16 protein-coding genes are annotated in these 23,854 nt (G+C 68.0%); 11 read left to right on the top strand and 5 right to left on the bottom strand.

Going from position 1 to position 23,854, the window contains the following annotated elements:
• Position 1 precedes the first annotated feature (1 nt).
• From OMP43_RS11060 to OMP43_RS11040, 5 genes are read right to left on the bottom strand one after another with little or no spacing between them, the layout of a single operon-like run.
• Positions 2-1,228, bottom strand: coding sequence for a Pvc16 family protein (locus tag OMP43_RS11060; protein WP_280279778.1), 1,227 nt, complete (start codon positions 1,226-1,228; stop codon positions 2-4).
• Positions 1,225-3,165 carry a hypothetical protein gene (locus tag OMP43_RS11055; RefSeq protein ID WP_280279777.1) on the bottom strand — a complete coding sequence of 647 codons (1,941 nt, stop codon included), beginning with the start codon at positions 3,163-3,165 and terminating at the stop codon, positions 1,225-1,227. The genes OMP43_RS11060 and OMP43_RS11055 overlap by 4 nt, the downstream gene beginning before the upstream one ends.
• Positions 3,162-3,893, bottom strand: a complete 732-nt coding sequence (locus tag OMP43_RS11050; RefSeq protein ID WP_280279776.1) for a hypothetical protein — start codon at positions 3,891-3,893, stop codon at positions 3,162-3,164. The genes OMP43_RS11055 and OMP43_RS11050 overlap by 4 nt, the downstream gene beginning before the upstream one ends.
• A gap of 5 nt (positions 3,894-3,898) precedes the next feature.
• Positions 3,899-4,411: a phage tail protein gene (locus OMP43_RS11045; RefSeq protein ID WP_086130278.1), complete on the bottom strand. Its 513-nt coding sequence runs from the start codon at positions 4,409-4,411 to the stop codon at positions 3,899-3,901.
• 11 nt (positions 4,412-4,422) lie between these two features.
• Complete coding sequence (locus OMP43_RS11040; protein WP_280279775.1) at positions 4,423-6,033, bottom strand: phage tail sheath C-terminal domain-containing protein; 1,611 nt, start codon at positions 6,031-6,033, stop codon at positions 4,423-4,425.
• A gap of 629 nt (positions 6,034-6,662) precedes the next feature.
• Here OMP43_RS11040 and OMP43_RS11035 point away from each other — a divergent pair.
• The 11 genes from OMP43_RS11035 to OMP43_RS10985 all read left to right on the top strand — a co-directional run bounded on the left by OMP43_RS11035 (position 6,663) and on the right by OMP43_RS10985 (position 23,850).
• Entirely contained in the window at positions 6,663-7,274 is a 612-nt protein-coding gene (locus tag OMP43_RS11035) for a hypothetical protein (RefSeq protein WP_280279774.1), read from the top strand.
• Positions 7,275-7,378: 104 nt separating this feature from the next.
• Positions 7,379-7,741: a hypothetical protein gene (locus OMP43_RS11030; RefSeq protein ID WP_280279773.1), complete on the top strand. Its 363-nt coding sequence runs from the start codon at positions 7,379-7,381 to the stop codon at positions 7,739-7,741.
• 33 nt (positions 7,742-7,774) lie between these two features.
• Positions 7,775-8,146, top strand: coding sequence for a hypothetical protein (locus OMP43_RS11025; protein WP_280279772.1), 372 nt, complete (start codon positions 7,775-7,777; stop codon positions 8,144-8,146).
• Entirely contained in the window at positions 8,147-8,539 is a 393-nt protein-coding gene (locus OMP43_RS11020; RefSeq protein ID WP_280279771.1) for a DUF4280 domain-containing protein, read from the top strand.
• Between the two features lie 141 nt (positions 8,540-8,680).
• Positions 8,681-18,985 (top strand): LysM peptidoglycan-binding domain-containing protein, encoded by a 10,305-nt coding sequence (locus OMP43_RS11015; protein WP_280279770.1) that lies wholly within the window; start codon positions 8,681-8,683, stop codon positions 18,983-18,985.
• Between the two features lie 16 nt (positions 18,986-19,001).
• Positions 19,002-19,619 carry a T6SS immunity protein Tdi1 domain-containing protein gene (locus tag OMP43_RS11010; protein WP_280279769.1) on the top strand — a complete coding sequence of 206 codons (618 nt, stop codon included), beginning with the start codon at positions 19,002-19,004 and terminating at the stop codon, positions 19,617-19,619.
• Positions 19,620-19,970: 351 nt separating this feature from the next.
• Complete coding sequence (locus OMP43_RS11005) at positions 19,971-20,678, top strand: flagellar hook-basal body protein (protein WP_280279768.1); 708 nt, start codon at positions 19,971-19,973, stop codon at positions 20,676-20,678.
• The gene (locus OMP43_RS11000; protein WP_280279767.1) at positions 20,675-21,445 is read left to right on the top strand and encodes a flagellar hook-basal body protein; all 771 of its coding nucleotides are present in this window, start codon (positions 20,675-20,677) and stop codon (positions 21,443-21,445) included. The genes OMP43_RS11005 and OMP43_RS11000 overlap by 4 nt, the downstream gene beginning before the upstream one ends.
• 4 nt (positions 21,446-21,449) lie before the next feature.
• Positions 21,450-22,145, top strand: coding sequence for a hypothetical protein (locus tag OMP43_RS10995; protein ID WP_280279766.1), 696 nt, complete (start codon positions 21,450-21,452; stop codon positions 22,143-22,145).
• Positions 22,142-22,720, top strand: coding sequence for a flagellar basal body L-ring protein FlgH (locus OMP43_RS10990; RefSeq protein ID WP_280279765.1), 579 nt, complete (start codon positions 22,142-22,144; stop codon positions 22,718-22,720). Before OMP43_RS10995 ends, OMP43_RS10990 begins: the two co-directional genes overlap by 4 nt.
• Entirely contained in the window at positions 22,720-23,850 is a 1,131-nt protein-coding gene (locus tag OMP43_RS10985; protein WP_280279764.1) for a flagellar basal body P-ring protein FlgI, read from the top strand. The genes OMP43_RS10990 and OMP43_RS10985 overlap by 1 nt, the downstream gene beginning before the upstream one ends.
• Positions 23,851-23,854: the final 4 nt, after the last annotated feature.

Below are 23,854 nucleotides of genomic sequence, written 5' to 3'. Positions count from 1 at the left end.
ATCAGCTCCCCGGCACCGTGACGCGCGGGCCCGTATAGGCGCCGCCCTCCCAGTCGAGCAGGCTGGCGACGCCATCGATCTCGATGCTGGCCAGATAGTCTCCGGGGGCAACTCCCATGAGCGGCGCGGCCAGCGCGGTTGCCGCATCGGCGCGGGGAAGGCAGGGGATCTTGTACGAGGTCGATTTCGCGCCGCGCGCGAAAAGGAGCGCGGTCGCGCTCGCCTGGGCGGGCACGGCCAGCGCCATCGCGAAGTCCAGTTGCTTGCCGTCCGCGCCGATGGAGGGCGCGCCGGCGAAGCCCGGCACGATGCTCGCCGCGAAAGCGGGGGATTCGGCTTCTATGTCCTTGCCGTCCGGGCCGTGCTTCACCAGTTTGACGGTGAGGTTCCCAAAGGCGAGCGGCGCGGGCTGCGCGCCGGTCAGCGGAACGAGCAGCGCGGCATGGCCCTGCGCGTCGAAGCCGCTGGTCACATCCTTTGCCGCGATGCCGTTCAGCAGCACCGAAAGACCGGGTTGGGCGGGATTGGGCGTGCGGATCGCGAGCGTGCAGCCGCCGGAGATCGGCAGGTCCGGATTGGCGGCGTCGACAAGGTCGATGATCACGATCGAGCGCGACGGCAGCGCGCGCAGGCCGATGCGGCGCACGGGCAGCACGGGCTGGACCGGCAGCCGGTATTCGATCGCGATCGGCATCGCCGTGTAGAGCTGCGTGAGCTGATAGGGGACGTTGACGAACTCGGACCACAGCCGTGCCATCGCGTCCGGCGCCATGTTGAGCGGCGTGACCACGATCTCGTCGCGTGGCAATTCCTGGCTGCCGGCTCCGCCGCCGAGCCAGGGCGTGCTCGCCACCGCCGCGCGCAGCATGTCGCTAGGGATATAGGGTTCGGCATTGAGTCCACCCGCGACCAGCCCGAGCAGCCGCTGCGGATCGAGCCGCGCATCGTCGCCGAAAAAGGTGATCATATAGTCGAGGTCGAGCTTGAGCACCGGCGAGTTCTTCGCCCCGCCGAGCGGCCCGCGCGTCGGCAGGTCGTTGTTCGAGACGAACCCGTTGCGGGTGGTGCGGAACAGATAGAGGTTCACGAACGGATCGCCGGTGCGCAGCGCTTCGGAGCCCGGATTGAGCGTGGTCACGCGCGCGCCCGGCACCGCGTCGCCGATGAACATGTGCAGCCGGTCGGCGATCGCCACGGTGCAGGCGGCGATCGAGAAGCTGGAATTCATGCGTCCGGCCCTCCGCGCGGCTTGGCCTTGAGCGGCGGCGGCTGTGGGCGCGCCGGGGGCGTGCGTGGGCGCGGCAGGTCGATCGCGATGCGGCCGATGTCGATGCGGATGTCGCCCGATGCTTGCGCGGCAGGCGGGGGCCGGCGTTCGGGCCGGGGCAACGGCACGACTTCCGCGGCCACCGATCGCGTCGCCGCCGGCGTATCGTGCATGCGCGCGGGCACGCGGCGCGTTTCGGTGGCGGGACGCGCCGCCTCCGCCTCACGTCGTTCGGGCGCGGCGGGCCGCTCCCCGGGCGCGGACCGCGCCTCGCGCCGGGGACCGCGATCCCGCGCCTGCGCGTCCCGGGCCGGGCCCGCCGAGGCCGATGGCGGTAGCGCGGCGGGCTCCGCCATTGCGGCGGTCGCCGTTGCCGGGAGCGTGGCGGGAAGCGCGCGCGGTTCGCCGGACGGTCCGGGGCGCGCCGGCCGCCCCGCGATCGCAGGCGGAGCAGCGGCCGGCACGCCGGGGGCAGGCTTTGCGGAGCCGTGCGGCGCGGGCGGCTCCTCGGTTTCGAGGGAGCGCGTCGGAGGCCGCGACGCAGCATCCGAGGCCGGGCGCTGCGACAGAGCAGCGCGTAGCTCCTTGGCCGGAGCGGAAGGCGAGGCCGGAGACGCTGCGGGCATCGACGGGGGCGCTGCTTCGGGCCGCGACGCGGCTTCGGCGGGAGGGCTGGCGATCGCGACGCGTGCATCGCGCGGCGGCACCATCGGATCGCTCGCGGCGGCCGGTGCCATGGGGGCGGGCACCGTTCGCGCCATGGCTTCGAACGGAGCGGAAGTGGTGGCCGCCAGCCGGCCGGCCGAAGCGATCGGCGCTCCCCCCTCTGCCCCGGGCCCGAGGATCGAGGATTTACCCGGCGGAACCGCCGCGGCGCGACGCGCGCCGGAGGGCGCTGGCGAGACCGGCGCTTTGGCCGGAGCCAGGGGAGTGCGGGCCTCTCCCGCCGGCGAGGGGGAGACTTCGGCCGCGCCAAGCGCCTCGGGCACATCGCCGCGCGCGCTCGCGGGGGTGGGGAGGCTGGTCCCGGCCGCGCTGTCCATGGGCAGGCTGCCTTCCCGCGCGATCATAGCCCTTTGCATGGGCGATGCCGGCTGTGCCTTCTCCGCTATGGGCCGCGCGGAAGCGGCGACCTTGCGCTGCGCGACCGGCCCCGGCGCGGGCACGGAGGAGGAAGCGGCCACCGGCGCAGGGGTGGGCAGGCCGGGCGCATCGGCGCGAACGCTCGCCGTCGGTGCGGGAGTCGCCGCCGTGGCGCGCGCGATGGCATTGGTGGCGGGGACATTCGCGGATGGCTCGGTAGCCGGGGCCGTTTGCGGGGGAGCAACCGGCGGCACCGCATCCGCCGGGGTGGTCGACGCCGGCCCCCGTGTCAGAGGCCCGGGCGCGCGGGCGGAAGGCTCGCCATGCGGGGTCGTGCGCGCTGGCAGGATGGGCGCCACCGTCATCGCCGGAGCCTCCGGCGCCATCGCCTGCGTGATCGGCGCGCCTTCGCCTGATGCGGCGTCGAGCCCGGTGGTGCTCGTGCGGAAGCGCCGGCCCGATGCCTGGGGCTCGACCGGAAGGGGCGCGTCGGCGGTATCGCTCGCGTCCGTCCGTGGAGCCCGCGCCGAGCGGCCGGCGGGCCATTCCGCGGGCATGCCGCCAGCCTCGGCAAGGCCAGTCTCGGTACGGGGCCTCGCCGGCCCCGGGTGCGGCTCATCCGGCACGTCGCCGGCCTGCGGCAGCGATACCGACGCGTTCGGCCGGGTGATCCGCTGCTCGCCCAGCCAGGCCTCTTCCCCCGGCCAGGCTTCCTGATGGTCCGCCGTGGGGGCGAAGCGATAGCCGATGCGGCGGCCGAGCACGACCGGGCTTTCCTGGGCGCGTGCCGCCAGCCGGGCGAGCATGTCGCTCATTGCTGCAACCGCGCAAGATAGGCGCGCCGCCGCTCCGGGCCGAGCGCAAGGATTGCCGCCTCGCTCCAATGATAGGCCTGGGCAAGCAGGTGGATCTCGTCGAGCAGGGCATCGGCCGCGCCCTCGATCTCGCCCGCCAGCACTCCGGCGATATCGACGGGCGCATCCCATTCGCGATCGCATTCGGGGCAATGGAGCGCGACGAACGGGTCGCCGGCCGGATCGATCTCGGCCATCGCCGCGCCGATCGCGTCGACTTCGGTCTCCTCGAGCCAGGGCGGCACCTCGGCCCCCTCCGCCGGCACCAGGCATCGCCGGGCGAGTTCGGCGCGTGCTTCGTCGATGTCCGGGATCCAGCCGATGGCGGCAAGGTCGGCGCTGTCGGCCGGGCGCACCGCGAAGCGATCGCCGTCGATCACGACCTCGGCCATTGCCTCCGCTGCCGGCCCCGCGATCGCGAGCAGCGCCGCCGACGCCATCGCCACGTCGAGCCGCGCCTCGCAATTCGGGCATTTCGCCGAAAGCTCGATCCGATCGCCGAACATTGCCTGGCGCAGCGCCACGATCGCCGCGTCGCGCGCGCCGATCGGCAGCGCCGCGCAGGCGCCGAAACTCTGGTCCGGCATGCCGAGCGCGGCGAGATAGATGCCTTTCTCCGCTGCCGAGCGACCGCGGCATGCCGATGCGGCATCCAGCAACTCGGCGGCGCTCAGCGGACGCGGCGCCATGGCCGTCAGTAGCTGGGCGGCGGCGGAACCTTGACGCTGGCGTCACGCTCCCAGCCCTCGTTCTGCAACACGAGCGTCTGGATCGCCACGGCGTTCGAACTCGAATCGAGCTCCGGCATCGCGGTGTATTCGGAGGGCCAGCAATTGTAGATGTTGTACGCGTACACCAATTGCCCCGCGGCGTTGTAGAATTCGAGCGTGATGTTGCGGCGGAAATTGGCGAGCGAGCTCTCCATCCCCTGGCCCGCGCGATAGTTCCACACCTGGCTGACCCAGGTTTCGAACTCGAGGTCCTGCGTCATCCCGCGCTCGAGCGTGATCGGCTCGAACTTGGTCTGGCCCGGCAGGATGCGGTTGGTGCTCGGATCGCCGCCTTCGCGGAAGGGCGTCGCCTCGGTGCTGCGCTTCAGCGCGCTGCACTTGCTCAGGCCGGCGACGTACTTGCCCTGCCATTTGATGCGGAACTTGAAGTTGAGATACGGGTCGGGAGACTGGCTGGTCGACGAGACGCTGGGCATGGGTCGCTATCCTAGCTCGAAGACTGTCCGGCCATCTGCTGCAAGCTGATGACGACGAATTCCGCGGGTTTGACCGGGGCGAACAGGATCAGGATGTTGACGATGCCGTTGTCCATGTCCTCCGGAGTGGTGGTCGATTCGTCGCAGACCACCTGATAGGCCTGTGACGGCGTGGCGCCGACGAACGCGCCCTGCAGGTAGAGCGGGTGCAGGAAGGCGTTCACGCTCAGCCGGATCTGCGCCCAGAGCGCTGCGTCATTGGGCTCGAACACCACCCATTGCAGCCCCTGGATCAGGCTCTGCTCGAGATAGAGGGTCAGCCGGCGGACCGAGATGTACTTCCAGTCGTCATCGGCGACATTCGCCGAGGCGAGCGTGCGCGCGCCCCAGGAGATATTGTCATAGGTCGGGAAGGTGCGCAGCGCATTGATGCCGAGCGGGTTGAGCTGCCCGTTCTCCTGGTCGTTCATCACATAGGAGAGCTGCTGCACTCCGGCCAGCGGCGCGGTGATCCCCGCCGGCGCCTTCCATACGCCGCGATTGACGTCGGTCAGCGCATAGACGCCCGCCAGCGTCCCGCTGCCGCCCAGCGTGATCAGCTGGGTGGAGAAGGGCGTCGGGATCTGGATCTGCGGCCAATAGGTGGCGGCGCTGATGATGCCGGTGCCGAAGGTGCCCGGCGTGCTCGTCGCCCAGGCGACCGCGCTCGTCGTGCTCGTCACCGTCAGCGGCATGTCGAGGATCGCGAAGGCCTTGCGCTGGATCGCATAGTTGAGCGTCGCGGTCGCCGAGGTGAGATAGTTCGACGTGTTCATCGACGCCATGTCGGGAACCAGGATCAGGTTCACGATCTGCATCGCGTCGAGCGAATAGATGCCCGAGCGATTGGTCGAGTTGCCGGCGATGTCGAACCCGGTGGGCGGCAGCCCGTCGGGATATTTGGGCGCCGGCGTCGTCGTGGGCGGCACCAGCTGCTGCGCCTGATAGTTGAGCGACTGCGTCGTGAACAGCGAAGTGGGGTTCGCCACCACGCTCACCAGATAGCCGGCAAAGCCCGGATCGGGCACCCAGACCTGGATGAGCTGGGCCTGGGTGCCGCTCGATGAAAGGAAGGGCGAAAGGCAGCTGCGCACCTGCGTGCTCGCCAGGCTCGGATAGCCGAGCGTGCCGGCGGCGCTCGACAGCGCGCCCTGGATCGCCGCGATCATGTCTCCCACCGTCGAGACCGAGCTGGTCATGGCGATCGTCGTGCTCACCGACGGGGGTGGCTTGGTCGGATCGGGCCCGGGCGGCTGCACCGTCACGGTGATGCCGGTGACGGTGACGGGGTTCTTGGGCGCGGTGAAGTTCAGGATCGTGCCGCTGGCGAAAGGCACCAGCACCGAAGGCGTCGTGGCAAGGTTGGGCACCGCCAGCAGCGCGCTGTTCTGGTTGCCCGACTGCATGACCTCGACGATCGAGTTGGTCTGGCTGATGTCGAGCGTCACCGCCGGCACGCTCTGCGTCTGGACGATGCTGTAGCTGCTGCTCGACGAATTGCTGTTGCTGGTGATCGAGTAGAGCGTCGCCGCCATGTTGAAGGTGTTCGGCTTGTTGGTCATGTAATCGACCGTCACGAACACGTTCTCGCCCCAGGTGCCGGGGTTCTGCGAGTCTATTTCTACCAGATTGGTGCCAGTTGTCGGCGTCAGACCTTTGCCGCTTCCGCCGCCTCCGCTAGAACTGGTGGGCGGCAACGCGCCGGTAAGCTCGGTCTTCGGCTGCACCGGTGGATTAGAACTCGCGCAGACACGACTGATCCAGGCTTCGGTTCCGCCATTTAGAAAAAACTGCGATACCTGAAAACTCGTTGTGCTCGTGGGATCGAGTCCGCCGAATACGCGCTGAAAATCCCCGAAATTCAGACATTGTACCGGCGTGTTCATGGGGCCGCGAGTCAAATAGCCAACGAATGCCGTTACGGATGTAGCCACACCAGAAATGGTGTGCGTTCCGCTCGGTAGTTCTTGGACATATACGCCAGGATATGTCAGCTGAAGTGCCATTTGACTCTCCATCCCCGGAGTCGACTCGGCGGGGATTCCCCTTGTCAAAATTCAGATCTTACGTACTGCCAACGTTGTGCTTGACGATATGCGGGTGCGTCAATAGCATAATTTCATATCGACTCCATCTGTTTGGTCTCGTTTCTTAACGGAAACGGGGATTACGTTCGGCTAACCATTTTCTTTAGGGTGGGAGGGCGTTGCGCATGGCGGCCGAGAATTCTGCGTTGTTGCAGCACGCACTCGACATCACTTTTTACGACCTGCCTTCGTCCGCTTCGATCCGGCTCGATTTCCCCGTCGAGACGGATGCGGCCATTCCGATGCTGCGTGCCACGCCGTCGGTGCGGCTCGGCGCGAGCTATGGCGGGGGCGAGATGGCGATCCGCGGGCTTTCGATCCAGCCGCGGCGGATCGAGTTCGACGTCGAGAACGCGCCCGCCACCTTGCCGCTGCTCGTCCACATCCTGTGCGGCGGCCGGTTCATCCATGGCTGGGTGCAGGTGCCGGGCGATGTGCAGGTATCGATCGCCACGTCGGTGCAGCGCATCCGCTTCGTCGGGGCGGGCTATTGGGCGGTGCCGCTGACTCAGATCGAGGCCGAGGGCAAGCCGGCGGCGCGGCCGGCGCCCGCTCCGGCGCCGGCGCCTGCTCCGTCATCGGCGCCGACGCCGACGCCGCCCACGAGCAAGCCGAGCCCGGCGCCCGCGCCCGCGCCGACCGCGAGCAAGCCGAGCCCGAGCCCCGCGCCGAAGCCGGCACCCACGCCGACGCCCGAGCCGCGGTCTCCGGCCGCCGCGCCCACCCCGGCGAGCTGAGCGCGGAGATGCCTGCGACCTTCCCATAGACTCCGCGTGGGGGCGATCCGCGGAATCAGTCTCGAAACCATCGCCACTTGTGAATCTGAGAAAGGAAACGCGTCATGGCCATGAGCACGATCACGATCAACTTCCAGAACGCCACGCTGACGACGACGACGTCGCAGATCCTGATCACCAACGGCACCTTCGCGCTCGACACCACGAGCTCGCTGTCCATGGCGGGGACGATCAGCTTCACCTCGCTCTACATCACGGCGGGCGCGATCAACTTCAACGTCGAGTCGGGCACCTCGTTCACCGCCGCCGTGGTGACGCCGGTCCATCAGACGGGCAGCAACGCGCCGACGCTCGAGGTCACCAACTTCGCGGGCACCGTGACGGTGACCTGGCCGACCCCGAACGGCCTGCAGACCCAGACCGTGATGTCGGGCGACCCGATCACGCTGAACAACTTCGCGAGCTGAGCCGCGAAGCTACTCGAACAAGGGAGGCCCCCGGTGGACGCGCAGGTGACTATCAACTTCGCCGGGGGCATCGCCTCGACCAATCTGGTCCAGGTCGTGCTGGGTCAGGCAGTTCTCGCGCTGCAAAGCGTGCGGGGCGCCCTGGCCAATATCATCGGCTTCACCAACATGACGGTCTATCCCGCGCAGATCGTCTTTTCCACGCCGAGCGGCGGCGCGTTCGACGGGACGCTGGCGCTCACCCTGTCCTGGAGCGGGGAGGATCCGACGGTGACGCTCGACAATCTCGTCCAGGCGCCGCATGGCGCGCCCGCGACGATCACCTGGCCGGTGGCGGGCGGGACGGAGACGCAGATCCTCACGCCGGGCAACCCGCTGACGCTCAGCGGCATCGTCGCCGACTAGGTGCCGCAGCTGGTCAGCCTGGGCGCGGTGCTGTCCTGCAGCTTCGGCAGCGCGCCGATGCCGATGATCGTGCCGCCCGAGGTGCCCGTGTTCGCCGACATGCTGCCCCTGGCGACGATCTTCGATTTCGTGCCGCTCGAGAATATCCCCAGCTTCGGCCTGTGCTCGAGCCTGGCCAATCCCGAGGTGGCGACGGCGACGGCGCTGGCGGAAGGCGTGCTGACGCCGATGCCGTGCATCCCGGTGACGACCTCGCCCTGGTTCCCCGGCGCGCCGGAAGTGCTGCTCGAAGGGATGCCGGCCCTGTGCACCGGCTCGATGTGCCTGTGCGACTGGCTGGGTGAGATCGAGATCGACGAGCCGGGGCAGGAGAGCGCGGTCACCAACTCCTGAACGCGGCGGGCCCGCGCGGCTCCGTGCCGCGAAGAGATGAAGCCGAAACGGGGCAAGTCCCCTAAACGGCAGCGAAAATCCTCCGACTACCAATCACGGGCGGCAGCAAGGGACTGCCGTCGCGGTGATTTGGAGGGGCGGATGGTTGCGATCTTCACGGGTGCCGGCACGGGCTTCGAGCGTGGATCGGGCTCGGTTCTGGGAGGTTCGGGCCTGCTCGGCACCGCATCGCAGGGGCGCGGGGGCGACAACGTCCTCGTCAACGCCGCGAACGGCAACCTGCTGATCTCGCGCCAGGACGAATATCTCGTCGGCCGCGGCCCCGATGTGGCGATCGGCCGGGCCTTCAACAGCCAGGCGACCGCCGACGACGACAATAACGACAAATGGCGCCAGAGCACCGACCGGCGCGTGACGGCGGTCTCGGGGACGACCGTGCGCCGCGTCTCGGCCGACGGCAGCGAGACGATCTACACCTGGGATGCCACGCGCTCGGCCTATGTCTCCAAGGAGGGCGCGGGCGCCTATGACCTGATCGTCAAGTCGGGCAGCCAGTGGATCTGGACCGATGGCGCCACCCAGCGCGTCGAGAAATATGACGAGTTGAACGGCGGCCGCATCGTCTGGGAAGGCGATACCGATCTCAACGCGATCACCTACACCTATGTCGGCGACAAGCTCGACAAGGCGACCACCGCCGACGGCGCCTGGGTGCAATATAGCTGGTCCGGCTACAACATCACCAAGGTCACCACCGGCTATACCGATCTCGCGACGGGCCTCTCCAAGACGCTGTCGCGCGTCTGGTACGAATATAGCGGCTCGCAGCTGACCAAGGTCCGCACCGATCTCACCCCGGCCGACAATGCCCTGCCCAGCGATGCCGATTCCTATTGGACGAGCTATGGCTATGACGGCGCCGGGCGGGTCAACAGCATCACCCAGAAGGACGGCTCGAGCCTGACCGTCACCTATGACGGATCGGGCCGCGTCGCCACGCTGACCCAGCTCGCCAGCTCGGGCGTCAACCGGGTGACGACGCTCGCTTACTATGCCGGCTATACCACGATCACCGACGCCACCGGGCAAGTGACCCGGCTCGACTATGACGCGGCCGGCAACCTCACCAAGATCACCGCGCCGCCCGCCTCGAGCGGGGCCGCGCAGCAGGTGGTGCAGTTCGGCTACAACGCCAATGGCGACCTTATCAGCACCACCGACGCCTCCGGCAATGCGGCGAGCTATACCTATGACGGCAACGGCAACCTCCTTACGGCGACGGACCGTGCCGGCAATGTCGTCACGCGCACCTATGGCAGCCGGAACGAACTGCTGACGGAGACGCATACCGCCTCCGATGCCGGCGGCGCGGCGGTGAGCGTCACCACGCGCTACGCCTATGACGCGGAGAACCATCTGCGCTACGTCGTCAGCGGCGAAGGCTATGTTACCGAATATCGGTACACGGCGGCGGGCGAGGTCCAATATACCGTCGAATATCCCGAGCACAGCTATGCGATCGGTTCCGGCGCGCTCAGCGAAGCGACGATGGATGCGTGGCGCAACGGCCTGGCGGATCGGTCGTCGACCAAGATCACGCTCAACACCTATGACGCGCGCGGGAACATGACCTCGACCCGCAGCTTCGGGATCGCGAACGCGGCCGGCGCGGAATCCACGGCGGAGGGTGCGAGCCGCACCTATTACACCTATGACCAGTCCGGCCGCCTGCTCTCGCGCAGCCAGGAAGGGCAGGTCTCCGAGAGCTTCCTGTATGACGGGATGGGGCGCCTGACCGCGTCGACCGACGTCAATGGCGGCACCACCAGCTTCGTCTTCAACGACACGGCGACCACCACCACGGTCACGCTCGCCTCGGGCTATGTGACGGTCACCACCTACAACAAGGCCGGCGACCTGATCAGCCAGGCCGATAGCGGCAGCTATGTCGCTGGCGGCACCGCGGCAAATCAGTACGACAAGCTCGGGCGGCTGCGCATCGCGACCGATCCGGTCGGCCTCAATCGCTACTACGCCTATGACAAGAGCGGCCGCCTGATCGCCGAGGTCAATCACTATGGCGACATGACCGAGTATCGCTACGACGCGAACAACAAGATCGTGGCGACCACCCGCTATGCGACCCGGCTGACCGCCGGCCAGCTCGCCATCCTCCAGAATCCGGACAGCGTGTTCGAGCCGGGCGCGATCCGTCCCGCCGCGAGCGGCGCGGACCTGTGGAGCTGGTCGGTCTATGACAAGCTCGGCCAGGTCGTTGCCTCGATCGCGGGCGACGGCAGCGTCGCGACCATGGCCTATGACAAGGCCGGCCATCTGGTCGCCACCACCGCCTATGCGGTCAAGCTGACGGCGGGGCAGATCGCCGGCTTCAAGACCACGCCGCCACTGCTCACCGACATTCCCGCGCCGACCGCGACCGCGGCGGTGACTCGCGCCTTCTACGATCGCGACGGCCGCATGCTCGGCACGCTCGACGGCGAGGGATTCCTGGTCCGCAACGTCTATGACAAGGCGGGCATCAAGGTCGCGGAGATCGCGTCGTACAATGCCGCGGCCGCCGGGCTGCGCGCCGCGGGCAGCTTCAACGACCTGGTCGCCAGCGTCGGCACTTCGGCCAGCGACCGGGTGACGCGCTACGTCTATGACGGCCAGGGGCTGCTGCGCTATGCGGTCGACGGGCTCAACCAGGTCGTCGCCTATGACTATGACGCGGCGGGGCTGCGGACGAGCGTGGTGCGCTTCGCCGCCGCCATGGCCGCGACGGGCGACTATACCTATGACAATGTCAAGGCGCTGACCGCCGCGATGGCGGGCAATGCCGGCAACCGTACGAGCTGGTCGGTCTATGACGCGGCCGGGCGGCTGGCCTATTCGATCGATGCCGATGGCGGCGTCACCGGGCTGAGCTACGACAGCAGCGGCCAGGTGATCCGCTCGGTCGAATATGGCGCGAAATATGTCAGCGGGTCGTTGCCCGCCGTCGCCGCGATGAACGGCTGGTCGGGCAACAATGCCGGCGGCGCGGCCGACCGGATCACCCGCACCTGGTACACCGCGCGCGGCGAGGCGCGCTACGTCGTCGATGCCGAGGGTTATGTCTCGCGCACCGACTACAGCGCCTCGGGCAAGGTCACCGGCAGCGTCGTCTGGAACAACAAGATCAGCGTCTCGAACGCGACGACGATCGGCCAGGTCGATGCGGCGACGGCGGGTGCCGGCGACTATGCCGCGCGCAGCTTCGCCTATCATCCGGACGGCAAGCTCTACACCGAGACCGACCCGCTCGGCGTCGTCACGCTGTACGACTATACCGCGACGGGCAGGCTCAACGCGCGCTACGACGCCTATGGCACCAGCGATCAGGCGGTCACCGTCTATGGCTATGACGCCGCCGGCCGGGTCGTCACCGAGATGCGCGGCTGGAACACGGCGGAAGCGTCCACCACCACCTATGCCTATGACGGGCTCGGCAACCGCGTCCAGATGTGGGACCCGAACGGGAACCTGACCAGCTACAGCTACGACAAGCTCGGCCAGCTGAAGGTCGAGACCAACGCGCTCGGCGGCACGACCAGCTATGAGTACAACGCGTTCGGCGAGGCCTGGAAGGTCACCAATCCGGGCAATGGCGTTACCTATCGCTGGTACGACAGGCTCGGCCGGGTGACGCATGTGCGTGACGCCGGCGATTATCTGACCGAAACCCAGTTCACCGTGTTCGGCGAGATCGCGACGCTCACGCGCCGCTTCAACCAGGTGAGCGGCGGCGCCGTGATGGCGACGCCGCCGTCGGTGGCGGCGAACGCCGGCGAGGATTCGGTCACGTCGTTCCTCTACGACAAGCTCGGGCGGACGACGCGCGCCACCGACGCGATGGGCTTCTTCGAGACCTATAGCTACGACGCCTTCGGCAACCGCCTCTCGGTGACGGCCAAGTCGGCCACCGACAGCGCCGTCGCCGGCGCCGCGACCACCTATAGCTATGACAAGCTCGGCCAGCTGCTCACCGAGACGCTGCCGATGGCGACCTATGACGCGGCCGGCAACCTCACCGGCTCGGTGGTCGTCAACCGCTTCGAATATGATGCGCGCGGCAATCGCACCAAGAAGGTGGAGGCGGACAATCTCGCCTATCGCCGCACCACCACCTACAGCTATGACAAGAACGACCGGCTGATCGAGAGCCGCGGCGATGCCGTGGGCGTGATCGCCGACGATCTGGTGACGGTGACGACGGTCGCGCCGGTCGAGACGATCCGCTACGATGCGCGCGGCAACGTCAAGGAGAGGATCGACGCCTCGGGCGCGCGGACCCTGCTCTATTACGACGCGCTCAACCGCAAGAAGGTCGAGATCCGCCAGACCTCGGCGAGCGAGAACAGCTATTCGAGCTACAGCTACGACGCCAATGGCAACCTCAAGAGCAGCCGCGCCTATGCGGGCTCGATCGCGCTGCCGGGCAGCGTCGGCACCGCGCCGCCGTCACCGCCCGCGGGCGGCTATCGCGAGACCTTCTTCAACTATGACGCGCTCGATCGCCTGACCTGGAGCAAGGTCGCCGGCGTGGTCTCGGGCAATTATGCGAGCGGCTATGCCGCCGTCGATCTCGTCACCTATTATGCCTATGACGCGAACGGCAACCTCCAGAAGGTCACCGATCCCAATGGCGGCGAGACCTTCAGCTGGTACGACCTGCTCGGCCGCAAGACCGGCCAGATGGATGCCCAGGGCTATCTCACCAACTGGGCCTATGATCCGGACAGCAACGTCACCAGCGAGCGCCGCTACGCGACCCGCTTCACCGGGACCGCGTCGGTCGCCGGGGCGCCGGCGGTGGCGACGGCGGGCACCGACCGGGTCACCCAATATGGCTATGACCGCAACGGCAACCGCATTTCGGAATCGCGGCTCTCGGTCGAGGCCTATGCGATCAACGCGAGCAACGGCGCGCTGACCTCGGTCACCGGCACCGCGACGATCCAGTATCTCTACAACGGCCTGGGCCAGGTGGTCCGCAAGATCGAGGCGACCGGAGACCAGACCAACTACAGCTATGACGGGGCCGGCCGCCTGGCGGTGGAGACCCGCGCAGGCTTTGTCGACTTCAACGGCCAATGGGTCTCGCCGACCACCCAGTATCTCTATGACGGGCTCGGCAATCTCTCGCGCTCGATCCAGTCCGGGGCGACCAACGCGCCGACCCGGGTCACGACCTACAGCTATGGCGCTGGCGGCCGCCTGGGCAGCATGACCGACGCATCGGGCTTCACGCGCTATTATGCCTATGACGCGGCCGGCCGGGTGAAGCGGGAGAGCTATAGCCGGACGACCGCGGCCGGCGGCGCCGTGACCGATGCGATCGCCACGCGCTACGACCTGGCCGGGCGCAAGGTCTTCCAGGGCGTCGCGACCTGGAACGGCAGCGGCTATGCGATGCTGGACTATAGCCAGACCCAATATACCGGCTATGGCGAGGTCTGGAAGAACGGCGTCAACGGCCTGTGGCAGACCGAGAACCAGTATGACAATGGCGGGCGGCTGACCGCCACCAATGCCGGCGACGGCGTGTGGAAGTTCTTCGGCTACGATCGCAACGGCAACCAGACCGTCGTCATCACCTCGGCGGGCACCAGCCTGGCCGGCCAGTCCTTCGCCGGCGCGCTGTCGCTGGTCGGCCTGGCGACGGTCAACGCCACCTATACCAGCTACGACAAGCGCAACCTGGCGGTGCAGGTGGTGGAGGAGGGGCGGCAGCTCAGCGCCTCGGCGAGCGACCAGTTCGTCACCAGCCGGGCCTACAACGCCTTCCTCGAAGTGGTGAGCGAGACCAACGCGCTCGGCGCCACGCTCGACTATAGCTACAATGCCATGGGCAAGCTGATCAAAAGCGAGAGCCCGGCCGTCTGGATCACGCTGGAGAATGGCGGCCAGCAATATGTCCGCCCGACCGAATATTATTATTACGACCTGAGCGGCCGCCTGATCGGCAGCCGCGACGCGAACAGCAATCTCTCGACGCGAACCTTCCTGGCCGGCACCGGCTATGGCACGGGCGCGGCGCTGATCGCGACCAGCTTCGCGGCCGATGGCGGCAAGATCGCCAATGCCTATGACATCCATGGCGATGTCCGCCGCGTCACCGATCAGATCGGCCGGGTGACGACCCAGGACTATGACGCGATGGGCCGCGTCACGACCGTCGCGCATTATGGCGGCCTGGTCGAGAATTTCGCCTATGACGGGCTGGGCCAGCGCATCCAGGCCTGGAACAACCTGTATCAGAACCCGGTCTACGGCCCCGAGGAAGCCTATTGGGTCGAGGATCCCTATGATCCCTATGGCGGCTATTATGGCGGCGGGGGCCATTGGGAATATTACACGCCGATCATCGGCTACACGCCCGAAAAGGCGCTGACCGAATATGACTCGCTCGGCCGGGTCACCAGCCAGCTCGCGTTCGGCGGCGACCTGACCAGCTTCTCCTATGCCTGGAACGGCGGCATCTCGACCAGCGGGCTCGGCACCTTCGGCGGCTGGACCCAGGTCACGACCCACGCCAATGGCCGGACGCTCGTCGAGAGCAAGGACATCTTCAACCGGACCACCGCCAAGACCGATCTTGGCGGCCATGTCTGGTCCTACAGCTATGACGTCGCCGGCCGGCTCTACCAGTCGGGCACGGGCGGCGTGTATACGACCTATACCTATCTCAACACCGGCCAGCTCGGCTCGACGATTCTCGGCACGCCCTATCCGGTGGCGAACTCCACCTGGGCGCGCACCGTCTCGACCTACAGCTACGACAAGCTCGGCCAGCGCCTCACCGAGCAGACCGTCGAGGAAGCGGGCTATTACCAGCCGGGCTATTGGTACGAGGAGTACGACCCCTATTACGGGTACGTCACCAACAGCTATTGGGTCGACGAGAGCTATTACACCACTTCGGCGACGCTCCAGAACTCCACCGCGACCTATGACGCGCTCGGCCGCCTGAAGACCTTTGTCGAGGCGGGCACGGCGACGCTGCCCGCGGCGAACCTCGCCTATGAATATGACGCGAACGGCAATGTCCGCCGCACCACCGCGACCTATCGGACGCTCGACTATCAGGGCAATGTCTCGTCCTACACCACGACGAACGACTATTGGTTCCGCTTCGACAGCATGAACCGCGTCGTCACCGACAAGGGCACGTTGCGCGGCGGGCAGATCGTCCGCGGCGAGGCGGTGTACGGCACCGGTGGCGGGCAGGACATATTGTACGATCTCGCCGGCCAGCGCATCGCCGTGATGCGCACCGAATATTCGCCGGGCTATTATGATTACGAGTGGGGCTATTACTACCCCGGCAGCTATTACGAGAGCCGCGAGAACTATATCTACGACAGCGCCGGCCGCGTGTTCGAGATCCGGACCTCGATGGGCGGCTACGTCACCGAGGATTACGACTATAACACCGGTGTCGCGACGCCGCCGGGCACCATCCCCGCGGCACCTTCGACCGGCACGCTGCGCTCACGCTTCTACTATGACCTGATGGGGCACCAGACCTCGCAGACCGACTATGAGGCGAACGGCTCGACCATCGCCTATAGCCGCTATGCGAGCTACAACAACAAGGGCCAGATCACCTACGAGAACAGCTCGACCAAGAAGTATGACGGCCACACCTATCAGTCGTACACCTATTACGACTATGGCTATGGCACGAACTATGCGCTCGGCGCGGCGATCAGCGTCTCGACGATAAACTATCGCGACAACAACAATGCCAACGCACCCGACACGCTGACCACCAACAGCTTCGCCTGGTGGGACGGGGCGGTGCAGTCGCAGATCGCGCACAAGCCGAACACTGGCCAGTCGACCACCTATTACACGACCTTCTACTATAACGGCCTCGGGCAGCTGACTTCGCTCTATGTCGGCGACGCGCGCGCCCGCAACGTCAACTTCAAGCTCAATGGCGACGGGCAGATCATCCGCCGCGACGAGCAGGACTATAACTGGTCGAACGGCGATCCGCACGAGATATGGTACCGCTTCAACGGCCGCCAGCTCGGCTATGTCGGCAACAACGGCACCAGCGACGTATCGACCGTGCAGTCGATCGGCGAACGGCAGACCGTCTCGCCCACCACGCCGGGGGCCTTCCGCAACGGTTCGAGCTACGGCACTTCCTACGCCGATTTCGCCAACAGCTACGATCCGATCAACAGCTACGGCCAGGGATCGGCGGCCGGCAGCTATACCGTCCGTGCCGGCGACACGCTGCAGGGCATCGCGCTGGCGATGTGGGGCGATTCCAGCCTGTGGTATCGCATCGCCGACGCCAATGGCATCAGCGGCGCGACCGCGCTGGCCGAGGGCCGCACGCTGACCCTGCCGAGCGGAGTCATCAAGAGCAGCTACAACGCGACCGGCTTCAAGCCGTACAATCCGGGCGAGGCGATCGGCGACGTCACGCCGTCGACGCCGCAGCCCCAGGCGGGCGGCAAGAAGAACAAGTGCGGCGTGATCGGCATGGTGCTGCTCGCGGTAGTCGCGATTGCAGTCACCGTGGTGACGGCCGGTGCCGCGGCGGCCGCGCTGGCTCCCTCGATCTCGTCGATCGGCGCCGGCATCTCCGCGGTGCTCGGCGGGACGCTCGCCACCACGGCGGGCATCGGCCTGGGCGGCGCCATCGCGATCGGCGCCGGCGCGGCGGCGGTCGGCTCGATCGTCAGCCAGGGCATCGGCGTCGCCACCGGCATCCAGGAGAAGTTCAGCTGGAAGGCCGTGGGCCTTGCCGCGATCGGCGGCGGCGTCAGCGCCGGCATCGGTGGCAGCGGGATCTTCGACGGTATCAAGAGCGGCGTGATCCGCGCCGGCGTCACCTCGGCGGCGAGCAGCCTTGTCAGCCAGGGCATCGGCGTCGTCACTGGACTGCAGGACAAGTTCAGCTGGGCCGGGGTGGCCGCGGCCGGGGTCGGCGCGATGGCCAGCTTCGAAGCCGGCAAGCTGTTCGGCGCCAAATCGTTCACCGACATCAAGAATGCCGGCGGCGCGGTGACGACCATCGGCGACACCAGCATCGGCAACCACTTCGCCCATCTCGGCCAGAGCGCCGCCGGCATGGTGGCGAGCGCGGCGACCCGCAGCGCGATCGAGGGGACGAGCTTCGGCGACAATCTCGTCGCCGGGATACCCGATGTCATCGGACAGGCGCTCAGCGACCTGATGCTGCGCGGCGCCACGATGAAGGCGCCCGAGCAGCCCAAGCCCGTCAACGCGGTTCGCACCGCGGGGGCGGAATGGCTCGCCAACCGAACGCCGCAGGACCTCGAGGCCTATAAGCAATATGGCATCACCTTCGACCTGACCGACAATGGCCTGGTGGTCCGCGGCGACCTGGCGGCCATGCGCGAGCGGGGCGAAGCGGCGCGGCGGGGCGAGGCGGTGCCCGACGACGGCAAGCCGAAGCTGCGCGCCGGTCCGGACGTGCCGATCGTCAATGACGACGATCATCACCAGTATATCAAGACGAGCCTGCCGGCCTGGCTGGCGAAGGACGGCGTCGCGGTCGCCAACACGCCCGGCATCAACATCGACTTCACCGGAAACGCGGCCGGCGTCACCAGCTTCTGGGCGGCGTTCGAGCATAGCGGCGGCGCGACGCGCTTCATGTCGAACGGCGGGGACACCTATGTCTACACCGGCGGCACGGTCGAGATCCCGGGGCTGGGCATCAAGCTCAGCGTCGGCGCCGACATCGTGCCGCAGATCTCGCCGCTCACCACGCCCGCCGGCCAGGGCGGGCAGGCCGGCAATGGCGACGGGATCACCGTCGGTCAGGTGGCGGACGTCGCCGCGCAGGTCATCGTTCCCGGCTATGGCAGCGGCAAGTCCGCCTGGGAGGCCTATCAGTCGGGCAATTACTGGGCCGCCGCGGGCTGGGGCCTGCTCGCCGTGGGCGAGGTCGGCCTGACCGTCGCGACGCTCGGCAGCTCGAACCTGGTGACCACGGCGATCCGCGGCACCCGGGCGGCCGCGATGGGCGTGCGCGGTGCCGAGGCCGCGCGCGCGGTGGCCAAGGCCGAGGAAGCCATCGAGCTGACCGTCAAGATGAAGAAGGGATGGAATGCCGAGCAGCGCGCCGCCGCGCTCGAAAAGGTGAATGCCCTCAACGGGGCGGAGCTGCGCGTGACGCCTTCGGTGCGCAGCGGCACTTCGGCGGCATCGCGCTACCGCCAGGCCGGCAATGCCATTCCCGCTGGCGCGGATGTGGACCATATCATCGATTTACAGCTGGGAGGCGCCGATATTATATCGAACATGCGACCGCTGGACCTGAGCGTGAACAGGAGCCTCGGGGCGCAGATCGGCCGGCAATTGCGCGGAGTCCCATCCGGTACGAAGGTTTCCGGAATCAGGATCGTGCATTAGGATTGTGAGGTAGCAGGTGTTCGAGGATTTCACCGAAACATTCTCTCCGGATTTCGATCGGCCTCCGGTTCCGCTGCCGGTCCGCCCGAGCGACGATGCGCTTGCCGAACTGTTCGAGCGGTTCGGCGGCGTCTCGTTCAACGGCGGCATCTACCGGGTGTTCGATCCCATCCAGCTGCCCAGCTACAATGCGATGGTCGAGGAAGGCTTTCCCGATTTCGCCGGCACCCTGACGGTGTTCGGAAGCGACTGGCTGGGGCGGATCTTCGCGACCACCAGCAAGTCGAGCATCCAGGGCCGCGACGGCGTGATGATGTTCGAGCCGGGCACGGCCTCGGCGCTCGAGATCCCGTGCAACATCCTCACCTTCCATGACGAGGAACTGGTCGATGCGCCGGATGCCGCGCTGGCCGACGAGTTCTTCGAGAATTGGCGCGGGAGCGGCAAGCCGGCACCGCGGGCGAACCAGTGCGTCGGCTATGTCCGCCCGCTGTTCCTCGGCGGACAGGATACGACCGCCAATCTCGAGCTGATCGACATGGAAGTCTATTGGTCGGTGAGCGTGGATCTCATTCGCCAGGCGCGCGGCCTGCCGGCCGGCGCGCGCATCTCGGGCGTGCGCATCCCCGACTGACCCTTCGCGCAGGCGGGGCCGGCCCCGCCGCAAGCGACATGAATGGCCCGCGCGACGGGGCGTCCGGCAGTACCGATGCCGGGCACGATGGCGTGCGCGAGGTCGCCGGCATGGCCTGGAGCAGGTGCCCGGCGCCGGTTTCAAAGAAAATAGACCGGAATGGATGTAAGTCGATTCGGTCTATTGTGGATTGGCGAAGAAGAATGGCGGCGTTGCTGCCAATTTGTCGCGAATCGTGCTATTTCCGTGGTTGTGCCGTGGATGCAACATACTGAAATATTTCTTTCATGCCGCCACTTGACGGAGAAAGTCCGGATCTGTCTCATATCGAGACAGTAACCGGGGGGCGGTATGTCGGGTCTCGTCGATGCGGCGACGGCTATTCTTAGTGCGTCTGAAAGAAAGCTTGAAGTGGCGGCGCACAATGTCGCCAATGTTTCGACGCCGGGCTTCAAGCGGCAGATAGGGTTCTCGCAGCTTCTCCAGGCTTCGCCGAGCGACCTTCGGCCGCTTCCCGAGGTCGCGGTCCGCCGCAACTTCGCGCAGGGCAAGCTCACCGAGACCCGCAATCCGTTCGATCTCGCGATCAGCGGCGACGGGTTCTTCCAGCTCCGCGCCGGCGATCGCCTGGTCTATTCGCGCCAGGGCCAGTTCAAGCTCGCGGCGGACGGCACGCTGGTCTCGCCGCAGGGCTATGTGCTGCAGCAGCAGGGTGGCGGGGACCTGATGCTCGATGGCCAGGCCGCCACTGTCCAGCAGGACGGCACGGTGATCGAGGGCGGTCGCCCGGTCGCGCGGATCGAGCTGTTCGCCGCCGAGGATCCGCAGGCGCTGACGCCGGTGGGCGAATCCTATTTCTCGGCCGGGGCGGGGGCGATGGACATTGTCGGCGGGCCGGTGATCCGCCAGGGCATGGTCGAAAGCTCGAATGTCGAGATGGGCGACGAGATGGTCGCGATGATGACCGCGCTGCGCCAGTCGGAAGGCGGCGCCCGCCTGGTGCAGGTCTATGACGATCTGATCGGCCGCGCGATCTCCAGCCTGGGCCAGACGCGATGAGCGACGCCTTCTATGTGGGAGCGGTGGGCCTCCAGACGCAGCAGCGCGCGCTGGACGGCATCGCCAACAACATCGCCAATGTGAACACCCCGGCGTTCAAGCGCGCCCAGCTGCGTTTCTCGGACGTGGTCGCCAGCCGCCCGCAGGACGTGGCGACGCCCGACCTGCGCCCGCTTCCCGTGGAAGTCGCGGGGGTGATGCTCGATACCCAGTTCATGCTGAACGAGCAGGGCCAGCTGGAGCGGACCGGCCAGCAGCTCGACGTGGCGATCGACGGCCAGGGCTTCATCGAGCTGATGGGGCCGGGCGGCCAGACGCTGTTGTGGCGCGGCGGCGCGCTCAAGGTGAATGACGACGGCCAGCTGGCGAGCAGCCACGGCATCGCGCTGCGCGCCGCGATCACGGTGCCGGGCGACGCCAGCGCGATCGAGATCGGCAAGGACGGCGTGGTGCGCGCGCGGGTGCCGGACAGCGCCGATCCGGTCGAGCTCGGGCAGATCCAGCTCGTCCGCGTCAACGATCCGTCGGCGGTCTCGCGGCTCGATGGGGGGCTCTACCGGGTCGACGACGCCGGCGCGCTCAGCGAAGCGGTGCCCGGGGAAGACGGCACGGGGATGCTTGTCCAGGGTTCGATCGAGCAGTCGAACGTCGCGCTGACCGACGAGATGGTGCGGCTCATGCTCGTCCAGCGCGCCTATGCCGCCAATGCCCAGATCGTCCAGGCCGCCGATCAGCTCATGGGCATCGCGAACGGCCTTCGGCGCTAGCACCATGGCGGGGGGGATCGTCATGGGGGTGGCGCTCGTCGCCGCCGCGGCCGGGGGCGGCGGCACGGATGTCGCGCTCAGGCCGGTGGTCGAGGTGCGCTCGGCGCAGCTGCGCGTCGGCGATCTGGTCGCGGCGCGCGACGGGGCGCTGCCGGCGCGCATCGCCGACCTGGTGGTCGCCCGGCTGCCGCGCGGCGCGTCGGCGCTCGTCCTGCCGGCGCGCGATCTCGCCGCGCTGGTGCGCCGCCGGGTGCCCGGGCTGCGCGTGGCGGCCCCGGCGGGAGAGACGGTCCGGATCCGCGCCGCGTTCGCGGCCGCGCCGGCGCGCAGCCATGGCGGCTGCTTCGCCGCCGCCGCCGCGATTCCGGCGGGCGCCGCCGTCACGGCGGGAGACGTGATCGCGACCGCATGCCGTGACGCGCGGCCGGCGGCGCTGCGCTACGATCGGGGCGGGCTGGCGGTGGCGCGCGCCGCGCTGCCGGCGGGCGCCTATCTCGGGCGGCTGGCGGCGCTTCCGCGGGACGCGATCGGCAAGGGAACCCCGCTCACGCTGCGCTCGGCGGCCGGCCCGGTGACGGTCGAGCGCGCGGTGACCACGATGCAGTCCGGCCGTTCGGGCGGGCGCCTGTTCGTGCGCGATGCCCAGGGCAAGGTCTTCGCCGCGCCGCTCGCGCTGGCCGGCGGGGAGGGCGGGCGATGAGCCCCGGGCTGGCAACCGCCGCCGGCGCCGCGGCGCTGCTGCTCGCGGCACCGGCATCCGCCCAGGATCTCTACAAGGGCGGGAACTGGTCCTCCATGGCCGCGGACCGCCGCGCCAGCGGCGTGGGCGACGCGATCACGGTGGTCGTCCAGCAGGCGGCCGAGGCTTCGAACACCACGCAGAATGCGACGCGCAAGAGCACCGACGTGTCGGGCGGGCTCAATGCGGGCTCGATCAACGAGAGCGGCCAGCTCTCCTTCGGCGGCGGCTATACCGGGCGCGGCGAGGTGCGGCGCAGCGAGCGGCTGGTCGCGCAGCTCAGCGTCACGATCGAGCAGGTGCTGCCCAATGGCGATTATCGCATCGTCGGCGAGCAGCGCCTCCATGTGAACGGCGAGAAGACGCTGATCGCCGTGCGCGGGCGCATCCGGCCCGAGGACATCCGCAGCGACAACAGCGTGCTGTCGAGCCGGATCGCCGATGCCCAGATCAATTATGACGGCAAGGGCTTCGTCTCGCGCAGCGCCAGGCCGGGGCTGCTCAACCGCATCTTCTCGCTGCTGGGGCTGGGCTGATGCGCGGCGTCGGAACCCTCCGCGCGGCGGCGGCCCTGATACTGGCCCTGGCGGTGCCGGCCGCGCCCGCCATGGCCCAGTCGGTGCCGCTCAAGAGCCTGGGCCGGTTCGACGGCTGGCGCGAGAATGCGCTGGTGGGCTATGGCCTGGTCACCGGCCTTGCGGGATCGGGCGACACGCGCCGCAGCGCCGTGACGCGCCAGGCGCTGCGCAACGTGCTGAGCCGCCTGGGCACCAGCGTGACCGAGGACCAGCTCAGCAGCCGCAACGTCGCGGTGGTGATGGTCACCGCGGTGCTGCCGCCCTCGGCCAATGTCGGCGACCGGATCGACGTCACCGTATCCTCGATCGGCGATGCGCGCAGCCTGGCGGGCGGCACGCTGATCATGACGCCGCTGCTCGGGCCGGACCAGCGCACCTATGCGCTGGCGCAGGGGCCGCTGCTGGTGGGGGGCTATCGGTTCGACGCCGATCTCAACCAGCAGCAGCGCAACTATCCGACCACCGCGGTGCTCCAGGGCGGCGGCACGATCGAGGCGCCGGTGGAGTCCGCGGTGCTGCGCGGCGGCAACGAGATCGGGTTCCTGCTCGCCAGCCCGAGCTTCTCGACCTCGCAGCGCATCGCCGAGCAGATCAACGCGCGCTTCGGCCATGGCACCGCGCTCGCGAAGAATGCCGACGAGGTCCGCATCCGCTTCGCCGGCGCGCCGACGGAAGTGACCGGCTTCGTGGCGCAGCTCGAGAATGTCCGGGTCGAGCCCGACGTCGCGCCGCGCATCGTGATCAACGAGCGCACCGGCACGGTGGTGGCCGGCGGCGACGTGATGATCTCGAGCGTCGCGATCGCGCAGGGCGACATCAAGGTGACGGTGACCGGCGAGCGCAGCGCGTCGCAGCCCGGCGGCTTCTATGGCGGCTTCGCCAGCGACGTCAGCAGCCTGATCGTCACCAACACCAAGCTCGAGGTGGCGCAAGGGGTGGGAGACCAGTCGTTCCGCTTTCCCAACACTTCGGTCGCCGATCTCGTCCAGGCGTTGTCGCGCGCGCATGTCGATACGCGGCGCATGATCAGCATCCTCCAGGCAATCAAGACCGCGGGCGCGCTGCACGCGGAGATCATCGTTCAGTAGCGTG

Source organism: Sphingomonas sp. CBMAI 2297 (assembly GCF_029870595.1).
Lineage (GTDB): Bacteria > Pseudomonadota > Alphaproteobacteria > Sphingomonadales > Sphingomonadaceae > Sphingomonas.
Note: the sequence above shows the minus strand (reverse complement) of the source record. Positions and strands in the feature narration are given on the sequence as shown.